This window comes from Breoghania sp. JC706 (genome assembly GCF_037026715.1).
GTDB lineage: Bacteria > Pseudomonadota > Alphaproteobacteria > Rhizobiales > Stappiaceae > Breoghania.
The window spans coordinates 120,780-139,205 of the sequence record NZ_JBANCG010000003.1 but is presented as its reverse complement, the minus strand read 5'-3'; the positions used below and the strand labels follow the sequence as shown (position 1 = coordinate 139,205).

Sequence of the window (18,426 nt, the reverse complement as noted above, 5' to 3'; positions counted from 1 at the left end):
AAGCCGTGAGCCCACCGCTTGCTCCCCTCTCCCCCCTTGTGGGGGAGATGTCGGCGCCAGCCGACAGAGGGGGGTAAAGCGGCAGGTTCGGAACAAGCGGCCTTACCCCCCTCTGTCACGTGAAGGCGTGACATCTCCCCCGCAAGGGGGGAGAGGGGAGCAAGCCGTGAACTCATGGCAAACCGCTGCCTCCCCCCTCAAGCCGGCCCGTCGACGCTCACCTGCAGGAACCCGCGCGAGCAGCGTTCAACGCGTGCCGAAACACCATAGACATCGGCCAGCACCCCGGGCGTCACCGCCTCCTCCGGCGTGCCGTCGGCGACCACTGTGCCTTTCGAGAACACCATCACCCGTTTGCACCAGCGGCAGGCGAGCGCGATGTCGTGCAGCACGATGATGGCAACGATGCCGCGTTCGCGCGCGACCTCCTCCACCAGCGCCATGACCTTGTGCTGGTGCTTGAGATCGAGCGCGCTGGTGGGCTCATCGAGCAGCAGGACCTGCGGCGAACGCACGATGGCTTGCGCCAGGCTCGCGAGCTGGCGCTGGCCGCCGGAAAGCTCATCCAGCGAGGACAGTGCGAGATCGGCGATGCCGAGCCGGTCGAGCGCCCGCATCGCCTCAGCGCGTGCGTCCTCGGGCGACATTCCGGCAAGCGGGGACGCCCTGAGCGCGGCCAGCACCGCCTCGAACACCGTGAGCGCCACGCGCTGCGGCAGGCTCTGCGGCATGTAGGTGACGCGCGAGGCACGTTCGGACGCCGAGAGCCTTGTCAGATCTTCGCCGCAAAGATCGAGCCCGCCCGTCATCGGCAGCAGCCCCGCGAGCGCGCGCAGAAGCGTCGTCTTGCCCGCCGCATTCGGGCCGAGCAGGGCCGTGACCGAGCCGCCTTCGATCGTCGGAACGCTCAAGGCTTCGATGATGCGACGGCGGCGATAGCCGGCGCAAAGGCCGTGGATCGTCAGGCGGGAGGGGCTCATGCGCGCTCGCGGCTCGTAAATATGAGGAAAACGAAGAACGGCACGCCGATCAGCGCCGTCATGATGCCGACGGGAAGCACGACACCGGTGGCCAGCACCTTGGAGAGGGCGGAGGCGAGCGACATCAAAAGCGCTCCGGTGAGAACGGCGGTCGGCAGGAAGAAGCGATGATCCTCGCCCACCAGGAGCCGCGCGATGTGCGGGCCGACGAGCCCGATGAAGCCAATGGTTCCGACGAAGGCGACCGAAGTGCCGGCCAGCAGGCTGACGCGTAGCAGCGAGACGAAGCGCAGGCGCACGACGTTGATGCCGAAGCTGCGCGCCCGGTCCTCGCCGAGCCGGAGCGCGGTCAGCTTCCACGCATCCCTCAAGGACAGCGGCAGCAGGATGATCAGAAGGAGCGCAAGGATCGCCAGCTTGTCCCAGCTTGCCCGGCCGAGGCTTCCCATGGTCCAGAAGACGAGCTGCTGCAACGCGTCCTGACTGGCGACGAACTGCACCAATGCCACCAGCGCGTTGAACGTGAAGACCATGGCGATGCCCACGAGCACCAGCGTTTCAACGCCCGCACCGCGCGCCCGTGCCATGCCCTGCAAGAGCAGCACCGAGGCGAAGGCGAACACGAAGGCGTTGCCGGAGACGATCCAGTCGGGCGGCACGCCGGGAATGCCGAGACCGAGCACCAGAGCCAGCGCCGCCCCCAGCGAGGCGGCCGACGACACCCCGAGCGTGAACGGGCTCGCCAGCGGATTGTTCAAGACGGTCTGCATTTCCGCGCCGGCCAGCGACAGGGCGGCGCCGACGAGAATGGCGGTGAGCGCCGCCGGCACGCGGACATCGAAGATGATGATGCGCTGGGGCAGCGACAGATCGGCCAACCCGAAAAGGCCCTTCAGCGCATGCCCCATGCTCATGCTCGACGGACCGGTGACGAGATCGAGCACGAAGGCGGCCAAAAGCGCGAACGCGAGCGCGGCGAGAATGAACAGACGGCGCTTGATGCGGGTGTCGTAGCCGGCGATCAGGGCGCGGGCATTCCCCGCTCCCTCCTCAGGGTTTCCCGGCAGCTCGCGGCTCGTCATCCCGCACCTTTCGCGAAAATGTGTTCCCGGGAAAGGGCCCGGTCCGCTCGTGCCGGTGATGCAATAGATGATATTTACAGTCAAGTTTTATGGCGCGACATCGGGCGGATCGTTATGGTGCCCGCGCCAAAAGAGCAACGCCGCAATTCGGAGAGATCATGGAAGCCGCCGCTGAAAGTCTGCCGCAAACGAAACCGGTGACGGTGGAAGGCGCGGAAACCTTCGACGTGACGGCGAGCGCCACCGGAGCGCCTTACCGTGTGTTCCTGTCGACGCCGACAGCACCGGCTCCCGAGGGAGGCTATCCCATCATCTACCTGCTTGATGCCAATGCGGATTTCGCGATGCTCTGCGAAAGCATGCGGCGGGTGAACCAGCGGGTCCGCTACACCAATATCGATCCGGCCGTCATCGTCGGCATCGGCTATCCGGGCACCGCCGATTTCGAAGTGAACCGGCGCATGCTGGATTTCACCTCCGGGCCGTCAACGGATCCCGACGTGCGCGCGGAGGTTCCGGTCGGGGGCGCGGACGCCTTCGCCGCTTTCATCGAGGATGATCTGAAGCCGCTGATCGCGCGGATGCGGGCCATAAATCCGGCGCGGCAGATCCTGTTCGGCCATTCGCTGGGCGGCGGCTTCGCGCTGGAGCTTCTGGCCGGGCGGCCGGAGCTTTTCCACGGCTGGATCGCCGTCAGCCCGTCGCTGTGGTGGAACAGGGAAACGCTTCTTGAGAAATACGCGGCGCGCAAGGCCGCCCCCGCCGCCCGCCTGCCCGAGGCGGGGCTCCGGGTCATGCTGCTCGCCGGCCGACTTGAAGAGGATATCGCCCCCTGGCATCTCGCCCACCCCGACCGCGAGATCTTCCGGACCCGCAAGCTGCGGCGGCGGATGTGCCACAACCCGAGCGAGGTGGTGCCGGTCATCGCCGATACCTATCCGCAAGCCGAGGTGAGCCTGACCCTCCTTGAGGGCGAGGATCATGCGACCGTTCTGGCACCGGCCATCAGCAAGGCCTTCCGCTTCGTGCTCCGACCCGTCGTGGCTGGGTGACGGCGCGCGGGACGCTACCGACGGACGCGCCCAAAGAGTCGCAGGCACGGTGGGGCGCAACGCCTCGCCACTTTCCCTACGTCAGCTTCCATGCATCCGGATCTGACATCTCAAGACAATCGCGGGACCACCCCCGCCTCGGAGATATCTAAAAGAATTAGAAATCGACCGATTAGTTTTCGCCAATGCACAAAAACTATTACGCAACATGAGACCATCAATCTTGTCCAAAGAAGTAAAAGCCCTTGCCGCATTGAATTAATTGGCACACCAGATCGACAATGTGCTTAAATCGGCGCGGATTGGAGGATCCGGCGCGCCTTGAAGGGATTCGCGCCCTGGCAGCTGCGACGTGGGGAGAGCGGCTCTATGGAATTGAGACTGTTCCGCGAGTTCGAGGTTCTGGCCGAACACCTGAATTTCAGTCGGGCGGCCGAGCAGTTGAACATGACCCAGCCGGTGCTCAGCCGTCACATCAAGTACCTTGAGGAGCAGTTTCAGGTCCGCCTGCTCAACAGGAACACCCACAAGGTGGAACTGACGCTCGCCGGCAGGATCATGCAGGAGGAGGCGAGGAAGATCATCGCCCAGTTCGAAGCCTCCAGCCAGGCGGTGCGTGCGGTCAAGGGACTGGGCAACGGCAAACTCTCCGTCCTCTATCTCGGCGAGGCGACGCGCAGCTTCCTCTCGCTCTTTCTGGGAACATTCCGCAAGACCTCTCCCGATATAACGGTCGAGTGCTGCGACAGCCAGCTCGATGCCGTACCTGAGGCGATCAGGAAACACACCTGCGATCTGGCCTTTGTCGTGCGGCCGCACGGCGTGAAGGAAAGCATTCCGGCGGTGCACAGTCTCCCGCTGTTCGAAGATCCCTTGTACATCGCAGTCAACAGGAAGCATCCGCTCGCCGGCCGATCCAGCGTCTCGATCCGCGAAGCGATGGAATGGCCGATCATCGGAACGTCACGCGAGATCGCGCCGCGGTCGGGCGAGTGCAACGCCTACTTCCTCGAGCGTTACGGGTTCAAGGGCACGTATGCGGTCGAATGCCCGAACCTGGAAACCTGCTGCTTCTATCTCGACATTCACGAAGAAGCCGTCGCTCTTCTTCCCCTGCATCGCCGGGAACTCCTGTCGAAAGACACGACGATGGTGTCGCTTGTCGAGACGGACTGCAAATTCGACATCGAGTTGATCTGGGGACGGGAGAACCGCAATCCCTGCATCGACATATTCGTCAGGGAATTCCGCGAATTCTCAGAAGACCATGACTTCGCCGCTCAGAACCCGGCGCCGACCGGCGCACCGCTCGGGTCCGGCGAAGCCCATCTGCCTGCACCCCAGCCCCCGCGCCGTTTCAACGTCGCAGCCGGGCGCGCCTAATACCGGCCGGAACACCCTCCGCCTGATGAAGTCGCGACAGGCCCCAGCCTCCGACGCACCGTGTTCGAGCCGCCCCGGGCGGGATGCGCTGGCATGCCCGTATTCTAAGCGGCTCCATGCACCCATTCCCCAAACCCGCCTCCCGCTTGCGGCCACCTCTCTTGCGAACAGCCGCACCTTGGCCTGATCGTTGCGATCTCGTACGGCGCCCGCAAGACGACGACGGTCCGGCGCTCCGGCACGCCACGGCATAGCTGGATTCGCACGCATCCTGTTATGCCCTGCGAGCATATCCATTTACGGAAAAAGAATTACCGTAGTCAGATTTCGTATCTATCATGCATAAAGAACCCTGTTCTTTGAATAAAGACTTACGGAAACATCACAAGAACCAGATCCAGCCTGTAAAATAAAGCTCTTACTCGTTTTTCACGAAAAACTTGCAGGAGCCGCAAAGTCGAGCAGCGCGGCATGGAGGCGTGTCGGGAAAAGGAGCCTGTTCCTGGGGCGCTGCCTGCGGGGCAGTACGACGGACCCATGCGCGGCGCTGCCGGCGACAGAACGCGCAGGCGCTCTCTTCGGACCGACCACAGCAATTCGCGCAGCTTGCCCGCCCCGCCAGCCGCCTGGCGCAACGTCGAACCGATCAAGCGGCCCCGGATCCGCGCCAAGAGCGGACCGCGTGACGCCAAGACCGCGCGAAATCGAGATCCCACGACACCAATATCGAGGAAACCATGACTGTCGAAAACAAGGTCATCATCTCCGCCGCCCTGACCGGCGCCGTGACGCCCAAGGACATCAACGAAAACATTCCGCTGACGCCCGAAGAAATCGCCCGGGACGTTTATGCCTGCTGGAAGGCGGGGGCTGCAGTCGTGCACCTGCACATGCGTGACGACAACGGCATCGGCACGATGGACCCGGCGAAGTTCAAGGAAACGATCCGCCTGATCCGCGCTCACGAGGACTGCGACGTGATCATCAACTGCACCACGTCCGGCGACAACCGCGCCACCGACGCGCAGCGCATGGAGCATGTCGCGACGCTCGACGGGATCGAGATGGCCTCCTACGACGCAGGCTCCTTCAACTGGATGCCGGGCGGCGTCTTCACCAACTCTCCGAAATTCCTCGGCGAGCTCGGCCAGGTGCTGATGAACCGAGGCATCAAGCCGGAGATCGAGATCTTCGATTCCGGCATGCTCGGCGTCGCCGGCTATTTCATGAAGGAAGGCAAGCTTTCCATTCCCGGCCACTACCAGTTTTGCCTGGGCGTGCTCGGCGGCATGCCGGCCACCGTGGAGAACCTGCTCTACCTCAAGTCGAAGCTGCCGGCCGGCTCGACCTGGTCGGCCTTCGGCATCGGCAAGGACCACCTGCCGATCATGTACGCCGCGTTGGCGCTTGGCGGCAACATCCGCGTTGGCCTGGAGGACAACGTCTATTTCTCCAAGGGCGTGAAGGCTACCAACCTGCAGCTGGTTGAACGGGCCGCCGACGCAATCCGGCTCTTCGGCAAGGAACCCGCCAGCCCGGCGCAGGCACGCGAAATCCTGGGCATCAAGCCGCTCGTTCGCTGACTTCCCCGTCCTTGCATTGAATTTTCTGGAGTTTTCTCGATGAGAGAAGCCGTCATCGTATCCTCCGTCCGCACCCCGGTCGGCCGCTGCCGCGGCCAGTTCGCGCCGGTGCCGGCACACATCCTCGGCGCTGCCGCGGTCAAGGAGGCGGTTGCACGCGCGAAGATCGATCCTGCCCGGATCGAAGACGTCATCTTCGGCAACCTGATGAACTACGACATCAACAACATGGGCCGCATGGTCGCGCTTGAGGCCGGCCTGCCGATCTCCGTGCCCGGCATCACGCTCGACCGCCAGTGCGCGGCCTCGCTGAACGCCCTTGCCTTCGGCGCCATGCAGATCATGGCCGGCTTTGCCGACGTTATCGTCGCCGGCGGCGTGGAAAGCGACTCCCGGCGCCCCTACGCGCTGGAGAAGTGCGAGACGGCCTATTCCGTCGCCCCGCCGAAATTCGTCGACATCCACACCGCGCCCGACCGCATCGGCCATGTCACCATGGGCATCACGGCGGAAAACGTCGCGAAGAAGTACGGCTTCACCCGCCGCGAGCTCGACGAGTTTTCCGCCCTGTCGCACGCCCGCGCCACCAAGGCGTGGGATGCCGGCCTCTTCGACGAACAGATCGTGCCAATCGAGGTCAAGGGCCGCAAGGGCAGCGTGATGATCAACCGTGACGAATCCGTCCGGCCCGACTGCACCGCGGACACGCTGGCCGCGCTCAAGCCCTGCTTCATCGCCGACGGCATCGTCACGGCGGGCAACTCCTCGCCGATGAGCGATGGCGGCGGCGCCATGGTCATCATGGAACGCAAGATGGCCGAGGCGGAAGGCCTGCCGATCCTGGCGGTGTTCCGCAGCTATGTGGCGGCAGGCGTGGATCCCAACATCATGGGCGTCGGTCCCATCGCCGCCGTCGGCAAGCTGATGGCGCGCGAAAAGCTCGCCGTCTCCGACATCGACCTGTGGGAGCTCAACGAGGCCTTCGCCTCGCAGTCGCTCGCCTGCATCCGCGATCTCAAGCTGCCGCTCGACAAGGTCAACCCGAACGGCGGCGCCCTTGCGCTCGGCCACCCGCTCGCCGGCACGGGCGCCATCCTGACCGCCAAGACCGTCTACGAAATGCACCGGTCCGATCTTCGCAACGCCGTCATCACCTTCTGCGTCGGCGGCGGCCAAGGCGTGGCCGTGCTTCTTACGAGGGATTGAACATGCTGGGAAAACTCCGCGCACGTGAAGAGATCGTGGCGCTGTTCAAGGACGGCCAGACGATCGCGATCGGCGGTTTTGCCAATCATGGCACGCCGAACGAACTCATCGAATGCGTCATCGATAGCGGCGCCCGCCACCTGACGCTGGTGTCCAACGACACCGGCGACGCCAACCTGACGATCGGCCGCCTTGTGCACGAGGGTCGCATCGACAAGGTGTATTGCTCCCACATCGGAATGAACACCGAGACGGTGCCGCTGAAGGAGGCCGGCAAGATCGACGTCACGCTGATCCCGCAGGGCAGCTTCGCCGAGCGGCTTCGCTGCGGTGGCTCGGGCCTTGGCGGCGTGCTGACCAAGACCGGCCTCGGCACGATCGCCGAGGAAGGCAAGCAAGTCATCGAGGTCAATGGCGAGAAGTATCTGCTGGAGCCGGCGCTGCGCGCGGAGATCGCCCTCGTGCGAGCGAGAACCGCGGATCCTCTGGGAAACCTCACGTATCGCGGCACGTCGCGCAACTTCAATCCGCTCGTCGCCAGATGTGCGGACCTGACGATCGTGGAGGCCGACATGATGGTCGAACTCGACGAGGTCGGTCTCGACCATATCGTCACGCCGGGCGTCTTCGTCGACATGATCCTTGCGAGGTAGGGGAAGCCAGATGGACAAGCGTAACAGGATGGCCAAGCGCGTCGCGGAGTACTTCAAGCCCGGCGACCTCATCAACCTCGGCATCGGCATTCCGAGCCTTTGCGGCAACTACGCGCCGGAAGGCGTCATGCTGCACACGGAGAACGGCCTCATAGGCGTCGGCGCCGCCTCCAAGGGATTGCAGAACGTCGAGAGCTTTTCGAATGCCAACGCCATGCGGTTCGTACCGGTGCCCGGCGCATGCGCCTTCGACAGCGCCGAATCCTTCGCCATCGTGCGTTCCGGACGTCTGGCGGCAACCGTGCTCGGCGGACTGCAGGTTTCCGTCAAGGGCGATCTCGCCAACTGGGCCCTGCCCGGCAAGACGGTGGGCATGGGCGGCGCGATGGATCTCGTCAACGGCGCCCGGCAGGTCATCGTCACGATGGATCTGGTTTCCAAGAACGGCGATCCGAAGATCCTCAACGAATGCGTCTTCCCGCTCACCGGCCGGGAGTGCGTGAGCCATATCGTCACCGACCAGTGCGTGATCGACGTGGTGCCGGAAGGCCTGCTGCTGCGCGAGGTGCTGCAGGGGCTCACGCCAGAGGACATCCAGAAGCAGGTGGAACCCACGCTCATCATCGCGGGCGAGCTCGGCGTGATGGCCGAGTGACGGAGATCGGGCGCGGTTCCTCGCGGAAACGCCGGGAACCGCACCTGCAACGATCGCGCCCGGACTGACGCGGGCGTGCGCAAGAAGGGACGGGCCCGTCGCGAACGTCCCCGCTTCCATTGCTGGCCTTTGCCTCTTGGCAGACGCCACCGGCCCGGTTCCGAAAACCGCGTCGGTGGCGTTTCCGTCTTCGTGTCGTGCGCAGAGACGACCATTGGGCGCGACGGCCCTCCATGAAACCGGGCCATAAAACCGGGATGCGAGAACGCCCGTGGCAGCGGACGGGCACCGCGCCGCGGGCAGAGCGCCCCAAACAAGCCGGCAAGCGACAAGAATACGGGCCGCCGCCTCCTTTCGAAGGCGGCGGCCCGCAGGTTGTTCCCTCTTTGCGATATCCCGTTGCCCCGAAAGGCGCCTACTTGCCCGGACGATAGAGCGGAACGCCCACACCGATATGGAAGAAGGAAACGCCCATGTCGTTTTCTGTGTGAATGTTCTGGAGATAGCGGGCCGACACGGTGAACTTGTCGAAGTCGTAGCTGAGGTACGGCCCGGCCATGACATGCATGACTTGCGAGTCGTCGAGCTTCACGCCGTACTGCTCGTCCTTCTCCAGCTGCTGGGTGTAATTGGCGACGGCGCCGACCTGCCAGCGGCCGAACCGCTTGGTCGCCGTTGCGTCCAGATAATAGAAGCTGCCGGTCTGGTAGTCCGTCGCCTCGTTCTTGGTGTTGAAATCGAAGGTGTTGTTCAGCGTGAGGTTCCAGCCGTTGCCGAGGTAGCTGACGGCCAGGTTCGGCTCGAACGTCCAGAATTCGTTGGCGTAGCGGTCAAAATCACCAGTCTTCGCATAGATGTTCATGCCGGCGCCGACGAACAGGCCGTTTCCAAGGTCCCACGAAAGGATGGCCGGCGTCAGGATCAGGTTGAACAGCGCATCGGTGACTTCGGAGCCCGTGGTCTCGGTGTGCTGATACGGCTGGGTGACCGCCATGCCGTAGCGCGCGCCGAGCACCTCCCAGCCGGGAACCCACAACAAGGTCGGCGTCACGCCGATATTCATCGTGTTGATCGACCGGCCGGCCGGCTTCAGTCTCTTGCCGTCGTCGCCCCGGAGAGACCCGTTGTTGACGAACGTGTCGACCGAGAAATAGAGCCCGTCGGGCGGCAGGGCCGCCGCCGGGTTGCCGGTCGAAGCGCCGGGCTGCATCGGGGTCAATCGTTCCGCAGCATTCGCCGAGGACATCGGAAGCAGCGCAGCGCCCGCCGCCAGGCACGCATATACGCCGAACACCCTGAGATTTTGCATGTTCACTTGCACTCTCTACTGGAGGTTGGTCACCTATGAAGGATTGGATTTCTGGATCGCGAACGCCTCGGGGCTCCGAGCCTTCCCGACTGACCAGTTATCGGTCCGCGTCTTTTGTCGTTGCGACCGGTTCTCTCGCGGGCCCCTTGCTCCGTTCCTGCGAAAAACGCTTGCGGACGAAAGAACGCACATGTGCAAACGCCGTTATCCATCGCGTCGCACCACTGTATTCGCGTGCTTTCGACCGAAAGAAATATTCGCCATTACGTCGAATCGCCTCCATTTCTCCCCACTTCGGCTCTTTACAGACAATATTATTCAAGAAATAATCATAAATCAGATATAGTAAAATGAGAATATTGATATTAACGTAATAAATTACGATTCAGTAAGAGAATTTACTGCGGATACAGTTCGCAAATGACATCGTAACAATGAAATATATTATGGCTAATACTATTTCCGTATTTTGCTAATGCTGACAGCGAATAACCACGGATGGGATCCGGATCCGTCTCGCAAACCACGCTCGTTCGCTTCGCGACAACACGCGCCCGGTCCCTTGCCTTGCCGGCGGCATTGCGCGGGAGGCGCACGCCGCTTCTTTCATGCCCTGGCAGGCTCCGTCTTTCAGCTTATGCGTGGATGGCATAATCGAAATATAGAAACAGAATTTCTCTCAAACAGATCGACGGTGATAGCTATTCACTCGAATAAGCATCAATTCGCAAAAGTATATAAGCCGCGAAGACGATCGCTTATCGCAAAAAAGAGAAGCCAATTGCGGATGGCGCATGTCGTTGAGGTTATCTCGCGAGGTGTGCTTGAAAAGGAGTACAATATGGCGATCAAGGCCAATTTCGAATCCGACGCCGGCAAGCGGAAGGAAATGTCCCACGAAGAACTGGGCACCATTCCGCACATGCCTTTCGAGGAATATTCCGAGCGCCTGAAGCATTGCTTCCAGATGAAGCGCACGAACGGCATTCTGGAAGCCCGCATGCACACCAATGGCGGTCCGATCCAGTGGGGCGCGCCGCTGCACCAGGGTCTGCACTACTTCTTCGATTGGGCCGGCCGGGATCCGGACAACGAGGTCATCATCCTCGGCGGCACGGGCCCCGATCTCTTCAAGGGCATCGGCCGCGTCGGCAAGAACGGCGAGTGGCTGCCTTCCACCGAGTTCGCCTCGGCCCCGCAGGAAGCCTGGAAGATGTACGAGTACCAGTACTATGACGGTACCAATGACATCGAAGGCCAGGTCTTCGACATCGAGGTTCCGACCATCGGCGTATGGAACGGCGGCGCCTTCCACTCCGATCTCGTGCTGTTCTCCGACATCACGCTGTGCACCGAGGACGCCTGGACGACCGAGATGCACTACCGTGTCAACATGGTGCCCGGCGACGGCGTCCAGATCGCGTGGCGCGAGCTGATGGGCCGCAAGCGCTATGCCTATGCGGAGCTCACCGGCGAGATCATCACCGCCCGCAAGGCGCTGCAGCTCGGCATGGTCAACGAGATCTGCACGGATACGGAAGCCTGCTACACGCGCGCCCACGAGATCGCCGAACTCATCATGAGCCTCGGCACGCGCGTCACGCGCCGCATCACCACCCAGCAGATCCGCAAGCCCTGGAAGGAAGACATCGCCAACGAGCTGCGCAATGCCTTCTCCACGGAGATGTTCGTCACCGCGACCGAGCATTCCCCGCACGAGATCGGCTACTGGGACTGGGCCAAGGAAGAAGCCGCGCTCGTTCTGGCTGCCGAGAAGAAGGGCAAGGTCGTCCGGCCCCGCATCGGCGGCGGTCAGGAAGAAGACGAAATCAAGTAACGACAGGCGCGGAGAGGACGCGCCCTCTCCATCCTTTCGTGCAAACAGAAGGGCCGGCACGCATCAAAGGCGTGCCGGCCTTTTTTCTGCCTGGACGAAGCCGCCGCCGAAGCGCAAAGAGGCCGGTGCCCGATCCGACGGCCATGGATCACCGGGACTGCGCCAGGCGATGAGGGCGGAGGAAGCGGCGGAATATGCGTCAAGGCGCGGTCCGGATTTAGCCGACAGCGGCCTCTTTACGGCGGGCGACCGCAAGCCCCCTCCCTGTGCCGGGAGCAGCGCATCGTCTCGAGCGCTCTCCGTCCAGACGGAACCCTCTGAACGACGAGAAATCGCTCCAGACCAATACCTTGAGCACATTCCGCCTCTGCAAACGCATTCGGCCGGACACGAGGTCCGGCCGGGAAGCGGTCTTTGTCGGATCGGAGGGATCGGTCCGCAGGACCGATGGGGAAAGGCCCGGCGCGAACCGGACCTTCCGGGGATCAGGCCACCGGGGTCGGATCCATGATCCAGAACAGCACCAGGGTGACGACGCCCACGGCCGCAAGGCACGCATAGGCGCCGATGTATCCGCCGAGATAGGTGAGCCCGAAGGCCAGAATGGCGAAGGAGCAGCACCGGAGGATGCCCTGGATCGGCTGAATGAGGGCAAAAGCCCGGACGAAGGCCGCCCGCGGGAACTTCTCCGCGACAATTGCCGTGGTCAGGTTGCTCGCCCCGCCGAAGCTGAGACCCAGCATGCCGAGCGAGAGATAGAGAACCACCGGGCTCAGTTCGAACATGTTGAGGATGACGGCCACCAGCCACCACAGGGTGTAGAACAGGAGCCCGTTCTTGGTGCCGAACTTCTGGCCGATCCAGCCCCACATGTAGGCACCGGGAACGCCGATAAGGGCGGAAACGGAGAGATAGAGGATCGCCTTGTCGAGCGAATAGCCAAGCGTCATCAGCCGCGGAACGAACTGGCTGAGAACGCCGACCAGCATCACGAAAATGCCGCCCGACCCGAGCGCGATGAACCAGACGTCCTTCATCTTCAAAAGCTGGCCCATGGTAAAGGGACAGGCCTTGCTTTCCGCAACTCCGCTGCCGCCGTCGGACGCCGGCGCCACGACCGGCATGTTGTCCGGGGTCATCCCGCGTTCTTCCGGCGTGTTCTTGACCATCGCGAGCACGATGACGAGCTGCACGCCGAGAAGCGCCGAGATCGCCCAGAAACCGGCCTGCACGCCGATATTGGCGAACAGGAACGCCAGCAGCGGCACAAAGACCACCGTTGAGAAGGTCTGCCCCATGGTGACCCAGCCCAGCGCCAGGTTCTTCTTTCCCGGGAACCAGTTGGCGATCAGCGCAAAGCCGCCCACATAGGCATAGCCTGAACCGAAGAAGCACACGCCGAAGAACAGGATCACGAAGCCCGGCACCGTGCCCCACGTGCCCAGCATGCCGAAGCACAGGGCGCACATGATCAGGCTCATGACGATGGTGATCTTCGCGCCGAACTTGTCTGCGATCATGGCGCAGACGAAGCCGGCGATGACCGAGCCCCAGGAGGCGGGCGTCGCCCAGAACAGCAGCGTCGTGCGCGGAATGCCGAAATGCTCCGACAATGTCGGCACCATGATGTTGAGACCGTGGACCTGCACGCCCGCGCTGCCCCACAGCATGAATGCCTCGATAATGACGATCGACCACCCCCAGAAACCGAAGTTGCTCTTGGTGTCGACCGCACGCTTTTCCGGAACGCCCCCGGAAAGTGTACTTGCCTCGTCTGTCATCGACGTTCTCCAATAATCGGCACCTCTGAAGGTGCTACGTGCTGAACGGTCAGGCCTTCCAAAGCCCGGATTGAGGTCGCACTCCGGGCGTCCGCGCACCTCGGGTGCGCGGGCAAAAGCCGCTTGGTGATTGAAACAAAAGGCGTTCAGGTCGTCGGTTCGAGATCGACCAGCCAGATCAGGATGATCGACACGATCGCGATGGCCAGCAGGACGGCGTAGGCGCCAGAGAACCCGCCGAGATAGGTCAGTCCGAAGGCAAGGATGGCGAAGGCGCAACTGCGGATGATCGACTGGATCGGCTGGACCACGCCCCAGGCCTTGACGAAGGCTTGCCGGGGAAACTTCTCCGCAACGATCGACATCGAGAGATTGGTGGCCCCGCCGAGCGCCTCACCGATCATCAGCAGGGAGATCCACAGGGTGACCTCGTTCATCGCGACGATGTTGAGAACAAGGGCGATGGCGTACCAGGAGAGATAGGCGATGGAGCACCACTTGACCCCGATGCGCTGGCTCAGCCACCCCCACAGGTAGGCGCCGGGAACGCCGACCATCGCCGCGATCGACATGTAGATGATCGCGGTTTCCTGATCGATGCCCGTCGCCATCATGCGCGGGACGAACTGGCTGAGCAGCCCGACGACCACCACGTAGACGCCGCCGAAGGCAAGGCCCATGAACCAGACGTCCTTCATCTTCAGCAATTGCCATGTGGTGAATTCGGCGGTGTAGGTTTCCTGTTCGCGCCGGCTCTCCTCCAGTTCCTCCGCGCTCATCAGCAGATTGTCCGGCGCGCACCCGAAGTCTTCCGGCTTGTCCCGCACGAAGAACAGGACGACGACGAACATCACCGCCATCAGCGCGGTAATGCCCCAGAACCCGCGCGCCACGCCGAAGGTCGCGAACATGAAGGCGAGGTAGGGCACGTAGGTAGCGGTGGAAAAGGTCTGCCCCATGGTGGCCCACCCCAGCGCCAGCCCCTTCTTGCGGGGAAACCAGGTGGCGAGCAGCGCCGGTCCGCCGATATAGGCAAAGCACGTGTCGAAGAAGCAGATAATAGAGAAGAGGACGAAGAAGCCGGTGGTCGTCGTCCAGGTGCCGAGCAGACCGAAGCTCACGCCGCCGACGCACAGGCTCGTCAGGATGAGGAACTTCGCACCGCGCCTTTCGCACACATACGCACCCACGTAGCCTGCCACGATGGACGCCCACGTGGCAGGCGTCGCCAACGCCAGCAGGACCGTGTGGTCAAGCCCGAATGCCCCCGACAGCGCCGGCAATATGATGTTCATGCCATGAACGACGGAGCCGCTGCTTATCCATAGCAGCGCCGCCTCGATGAAAACGATCGTCCATCCTCGGCCACCGAAATTGCTCTTCCTGTCCACCGGCATTTCTCCGGCAACGGGACAATTCGAGGCACTTGCCACATTTACCTGCGTTTCCATCTTTGCGGCCCATTTTTATTATTGGTACGAAGAAGTGGCCCCTTTCGCGAACGACGCACATCGCCTCTGGCGGCGCCGGAAACAGGCGGGCGTTCGGGGGAATGCCGGGCTGCGCTCCTGCGCTGTTCGACGCCGCGGCCGTTCCGCATCGGTAAGGTTCCACCCGATGCAAGGCATGCGAAACGGGTGGCCTCACGGGCTGCGATCCGAGGACCGGCAGCGACCACGATGACAGCTTGTCCTTCCTCCATATCCGCGGGAGCGCGCATACAGCGCAAACCAGCCTTTTCGAGAATACCGGAAGCTTCAACGAGGCAACTTCAAGAACAGACCGGACAACCCATGGCGCGCCTCTGTATTAGATATTCCGGATTCGCCTTTTCTTATTTTTTATTATATATGCGCGTTATTTCGGCGGTAATTCTTTTTCCAAAAATGGATATTCACACTGGACATAACCGAATACAACATAGCGGTGCACCGAGGACGGGGCGGAACCCCTGAGAAAAACGCCAAATCGGACAAGTGTCTCTGTTCCATGCCGATCATGGCGGCGCTGCGGACAAGACAGTGCGCGGAGCGTTCTTTGCCGAAACGGATGCGCCCCAGCCGGCCACCTGGATGCTATCAGGCGCGCCCGACAAGCGTGTTGGCCCCGCGCATGGGCACGATGCCCCCGGACGGGAAGGCCCCGTGAAGGACAAGCGCCCGTCCGGCGGGAAATTCGCCCCGCGGAGCGAGGCTGTGCTGCTGTGCGAATTCCCGGAACTCCTTGACGAACACGTCGATACACGGGTTCCGGTTGTCCCGTTCCCAGATCAGGTCGATGTCAAACTTGCAGTCTGCCTCATCGAGCCACACCAGCGTGGAGTTGGGCGACATCAGGTCGGAGCAATGCCGCGGCAGAACGACGACCGCGTCTTCATGGATATCTTGATAGAAGCAACAGGTCTTCAGATTGGGGCACTCGATCTCGATCCTGTCCTTGTAGCCGTAGCGCTCCAGAAAGTGGGCGTTGCATTCGCCCGAACGCGGTGCGATTTCGCGACTGGTCGCGATCACGGGCCATTTCGCCACTTCATGGATGGACACGCTGGCGTGGCGCGCCAGAGGGTGCTTCTTGTTGACCGCGATGCACATGCGGTCCTCGAACAAATGAAGATGCCTTACGGAGGCGATGCTCTCCTTTACACCGTGAGGCCGGATGACGAACGCCAGATCGCAGGTATGCTTCCTGATCGCCTCGGGAACAGCGTCGAGTTCACTGTCACAGCATTCCACGGCGATCTCGCCGTAAGCCTTGCGGAACGTCCCCAGGAACGAGGACAGGAAGCTGCGCGTCGCCTCGCCGAGATAGAGGACGGAGAGCTTGCCGTTGCCCAGTCCCTTCGCCGCGCGCACAGCGAGTGTCAGGGAGTCGAACTGGGCGATTATTTTCTTGGCTTCCTCCAGCATGAGCCTGCCGGCGAGCGTCAGTTCCACCTTGTGGGTGTTCCTGTTGAGCAAGCGGACCTGAAACTGCTCCTCAAGATACTTGATGTGACGGCTGAGCACCGGCTGGGTCATGTTCAACTGCTCGGCCGCCCGACTGAAATTCAGGTGTTCGGCCAGAACCTCGAACTCGCGGAACAGTCTCAATTCCATAGAGCCGATCTCCCCTCGCCAGCATTGCGAAGCCGAAGCTATCGATGTTCATACTTGCGTATGTCTCAGTTGCGAGCGGATATAAACACAGATGCGGCGTGAATTGAACACGAGCCTAGTGCGACCTTTAAGTCGCGGTCCGCGGGGACGAATAAAGACCATCAAAATTTCTGTAAATTTCGCCACACCTACTGGAAAAAGACAAAATTTATCGCAAGGTCATTTCAGAGAACAGGCACATCTCACAAAGCGGCTCCGAACAACCGACGGGCGGAAGACAAGAGTTCATCTAAAGTGACGTTTCATCCGACGCAGCCCGGATCTTGCAGGCAGGCCTTCCGGACGGCGGTGAAGGCGGAAGCTGACGGCGGAGCCGGTGGATTGGGGCCGGCCGGATGCCTGCGTGGCGCCGCCACGTTCCCAGACCTCAGGCTTTGCACTGCGCCTATTCTTCGCGAAGCGCGCGGTTGAACTGGTCGGCGAGCGGCTTGAAGAGATAGCTCAGCACCGTGCGCGGCCGGGTTTCCACAAAGGCTTCCGCCGGCATGCCGGGCACCAGCTGCAGGCTCCCGAGCCGCGCCAGCTGGGTCTCGGAAATCGTGATCTCGACCCGATAGAAGGTGGCCCCGGTCTTTTCGTCGACGACGCTGGAAGGCGAGATCACCGCGACCTGCCCGAAGATTTCCGGCGTCGTGCGCTGGTTGAAGGCGGGAAAACGGATCGTCGCCTTCTGGCCCGGGTGAAGCTGGTCTATGAACCGGGGCTGGACTGAAACCTCCACCTCCAGCCCCTCGCTGACCGGGATGATCTGCATCAAGGTGCCGCCGGGCGGCACGACCCCGCCGATCGTGTGCACGTTGAGTTCATGCACGATGCCGTCGATGGGCGCACGGATATCGACCCGCTCGATCTGCTTGCTGGTGGCGACGATCTGCTGGACGAGATCGTCCACCTTGGAGGATGCCTCGCGCAGGTCGGACAGAACCTCTTCGCGGAAGCCCCGCTCGATCTGCAGGATCGAGATCTCGGTTTCGCGGATGGAATTGTCGATGCGCGCAAGATCGGCCGTGTGCTCGGAAAGCTGTCCGATCAGCGCGGCGCGGGCGCGCGCCTGCGCCATCACGCGCGTTTTCGACGTGTGTCCCTGCGCCTCCAGCGTGCGCAGGCCCGCGAGCTCCTCCTCGATGAGGGCAAGTTGTTCCTGCTTGGCCGCGATCTGGCCCCTCACCCCGGCGATCTGGTTGCCGTACTGGTTGATCTTTTCCCGCTGCTGCTCGATCTCGCCGGTACGCGTGACGCGGCGGGCCGCAAACAGCTTGCTCTGGCCGCGCCGGTGAACGTCGTTTGCCGGATCCCCCAGGCCATAGGTCCGATAAAACGCATCGTCGAAGACAATCTCGTCGAGCCCGTCCCGCTCCGCCTCCAGCCGCGCGCGCTGGGCCGAGGCCTCGCGCAGGCGATTGCGGTAGATCTCCAGATTGGCGCGCAGCAGCGTCTCGTCGAGGCGCACCAGGACATCGCCCGCCTTGACCAGGTCACCGTTGTCGACCGCGATCTCCTCGATGATGCCGCCATCCAGATGCTGGATCGACTTCGGCTTGCCGCGCACGATGACCGTGCCGTTGGCAACCACCGCGCCGGAGAGCTGGGCGACCGCCATCCAGCCGAAGCCGCCGCCAAAAAGCAGAAGCGCGGCGGCAAGACCGGTGACCATCACCATCCGGTAGCCCGTGCGAACGGGCCGTCGGCCGTTCTCGTGTGCCATATCTTTCTCCGGCTCTGTCTGCGAGCCCCTGCGAGGGCCTGTTTC

14 protein-coding genes are annotated in these 18,426 nt (G+C 62.5%); 7 read left to right on the top strand and 7 right to left on the bottom strand.

Going from position 1 to position 18,426, the window contains the following annotated elements; translation table 11 throughout:
- Positions 1-197 precede the first annotated feature (197 nt).
- Positions 198-980: an ABC transporter ATP-binding protein gene (locus V2L18_RS06600; protein ID WP_336177163.1), complete on the bottom strand. Its 783-nt coding sequence runs from the start codon at positions 978-980 to the stop codon at positions 198-200.
- Positions 977-2,062, bottom strand: a complete 1,086-nt coding sequence (locus V2L18_RS06595) for an iron ABC transporter permease (RefSeq protein WP_336177162.1) — start codon at positions 2,060-2,062, stop codon at positions 977-979. Before V2L18_RS06595 ends, V2L18_RS06600 begins: the two co-directional genes overlap by 4 nt.
- A 158-nt stretch (positions 2,063-2,220) precedes the next feature.
- Between V2L18_RS06595 and V2L18_RS06590 the strand changes: the two genes are divergently transcribed.
- The 6 genes from V2L18_RS06590 (at position 2,221) to V2L18_RS06565 (ending at position 8,594) form a co-directional block, all read left to right on the top strand.
- Positions 2,221-3,114, top strand: a complete 894-nt coding sequence (locus tag V2L18_RS06590; RefSeq protein WP_336177161.1) for an alpha/beta hydrolase-fold protein — start codon at positions 2,221-2,223, stop codon at positions 3,112-3,114.
- Positions 3,115-3,483: 369 nt separating this feature from the next.
- Positions 3,484-4,497 (top strand): LysR family transcriptional regulator, encoded by a 1,014-nt coding sequence (locus tag V2L18_RS06585; protein WP_336177160.1) that lies wholly within the window; start codon positions 3,484-3,486, stop codon positions 4,495-4,497.
- Between the two features lie 737 nt (positions 4,498-5,234).
- Positions 5,235-6,080 (top strand): 3-keto-5-aminohexanoate cleavage protein, encoded by an 846-nt coding sequence (locus V2L18_RS06580; protein WP_336177159.1) that lies wholly within the window; start codon positions 5,235-5,237, stop codon positions 6,078-6,080.
- 39 nt (positions 6,081-6,119) lie between these two features.
- The gene (locus V2L18_RS06575; RefSeq protein ID WP_336177158.1) at positions 6,120-7,286 is read left to right on the top strand and encodes a thiolase family protein; all 1,167 of its coding nucleotides are present in this window, start codon (positions 6,120-6,122) and stop codon (positions 7,284-7,286) included.
- 2 nt (positions 7,287-7,288) lie between these two features.
- Entirely contained in the window at positions 7,289-7,939 is a 651-nt protein-coding gene (locus V2L18_RS06570; RefSeq protein WP_336177157.1) for a 3-oxoacid CoA-transferase subunit A, read from the top strand.
- A gap of 10 nt (positions 7,940-7,949) precedes the next feature.
- Positions 7,950-8,594, top strand: coding sequence for a 3-oxoacid CoA-transferase subunit B (locus V2L18_RS06565; protein ID WP_336177156.1), 645 nt, complete (start codon positions 7,950-7,952; stop codon positions 8,592-8,594).
- Positions 8,595-9,009: 415 nt separating this feature from the next.
- Here the strand turns inward: V2L18_RS06565 and V2L18_RS06560 are convergent, their stop codons facing one another.
- Positions 9,010-9,804, bottom strand: a complete 795-nt coding sequence (locus tag V2L18_RS06560; RefSeq protein WP_336177155.1) for a transporter — start codon at positions 9,802-9,804, stop codon at positions 9,010-9,012.
- 940 nt (positions 9,805-10,744) lie between these two features.
- Here V2L18_RS06560 and V2L18_RS06555 point away from each other — a divergent pair.
- The gene (locus tag V2L18_RS06555; protein ID WP_336177154.1) at positions 10,745-11,740 is read left to right on the top strand and encodes an enoyl-CoA hydratase/isomerase family protein; all 996 of its coding nucleotides are present in this window, start codon (positions 10,745-10,747) and stop codon (positions 11,738-11,740) included.
- Between the two features lie 485 nt (positions 11,741-12,225).
- Here the strand turns inward: V2L18_RS06555 and V2L18_RS06550 are convergent, their stop codons facing one another.
- The 4 genes from V2L18_RS06550 to V2L18_RS06535 all read right to left on the bottom strand — a co-directional run bounded on the left by V2L18_RS06550 (position 12,226) and on the right by V2L18_RS06535 (position 18,381).
- Entirely contained in the window at positions 12,226-13,521 is a 1,296-nt protein-coding gene (locus V2L18_RS06550; protein ID WP_336177153.1) for an MFS transporter, read from the bottom strand.
- Between the two features lie 146 nt (positions 13,522-13,667).
- Positions 13,668-14,912 carry an MFS transporter gene (locus tag V2L18_RS06545; RefSeq protein ID WP_336177152.1) on the bottom strand — a complete coding sequence of 415 codons (1,245 nt, stop codon included), beginning with the start codon at positions 14,910-14,912 and terminating at the stop codon, positions 13,668-13,670.
- A gap of 687 nt (positions 14,913-15,599) precedes the next feature.
- Positions 15,600-16,616: a LysR family transcriptional regulator gene (locus tag V2L18_RS06540; RefSeq protein ID WP_336177151.1), complete on the bottom strand. Its 1,017-nt coding sequence runs from the start codon at positions 16,614-16,616 to the stop codon at positions 15,600-15,602.
- A 445-nt stretch (positions 16,617-17,061) separates the two neighbouring features.
- A complete protein-coding gene (locus tag V2L18_RS06535; RefSeq protein WP_336177150.1) occupies positions 17,062-18,381 on the bottom strand; it encodes an HlyD family type I secretion periplasmic adaptor subunit in 1,320 nt (439 codons plus the stop codon).
- Between the last annotated feature and the right edge of the window lie 45 nt (positions 18,382-18,426).

What these genes read in the sequence shown, in the direction of transcription:
- V2L18_RS06570 (WP_336177157.1), top strand. Translation starts at nt 7,289, where the DNA reads ATGCTGGGAAAACTCCGCGCACGTGAAGAGATCGTGGCGCTGTTCAAG.
- V2L18_RS06555 (WP_336177154.1), top strand. Translation starts at nt 10,745, where the DNA reads ATGGCGATCAAGGCCAATTTCGAATCCGACGCCGGCAAGCGGAAGGAA.
- V2L18_RS06565 (WP_336177156.1), top strand. Translation starts at nt 7,950, where the DNA reads ATGGACAAGCGTAACAGGATGGCCAAGCGCGTCGCGGAGTACTTCAAG.
- V2L18_RS06560 (WP_336177155.1), bottom strand. Translation starts at nt 9,804, where the DNA reads ATGCAGCCCGGCGCTTCGACCGGCAACCCGGCGGCGGCCCTGCCGCCC.
- V2L18_RS06585 (WP_336177160.1), top strand. Translation starts at nt 3,484, where the DNA reads ATGGAATTGAGACTGTTCCGCGAGTTCGAGGTTCTGGCCGAACACCTG.
- V2L18_RS06535 (WP_336177150.1), bottom strand. Translation starts at nt 18,381, where the DNA reads ATGGCACACGAGAACGGCCGACGGCCCGTTCGCACGGGCTACCGGATG.
- V2L18_RS06540 (WP_336177151.1), bottom strand. Translation starts at nt 16,616, where the DNA reads ATGGAATTGAGACTGTTCCGCGAGTTCGAGGTTCTGGCCGAACACCTG.
- V2L18_RS06580 (WP_336177159.1), top strand. Translation starts at nt 5,235, where the DNA reads ATGACTGTCGAAAACAAGGTCATCATCTCCGCCGCCCTGACCGGCGCC.
- V2L18_RS06600 (WP_336177163.1), bottom strand. Translation starts at nt 980, where the DNA reads ATGAGCCCCTCCCGCCTGACGATCCACGGCCTTTGCGCCGGCTATCGC.
- V2L18_RS06590 (WP_336177161.1), top strand. Translation starts at nt 2,221, where the DNA reads ATGGAAGCCGCCGCTGAAAGTCTGCCGCAAACGAAACCGGTGACGGTG.
- V2L18_RS06550 (WP_336177153.1), bottom strand. Translation starts at nt 13,521, where the DNA reads ATGACAGACGAGGCAAGTACACTTTCCGGGGGCGTTCCGGAAAAGCGT.
- V2L18_RS06575 (WP_336177158.1), top strand. Translation starts at nt 6,120, where the DNA reads ATGAGAGAAGCCGTCATCGTATCCTCCGTCCGCACCCCGGTCGGCCGC.
- V2L18_RS06595 (WP_336177162.1), bottom strand. Translation starts at nt 2,062, where the DNA reads ATGACGAGCCGCGAGCTGCCGGGAAACCCTGAGGAGGGAGCGGGGAAT.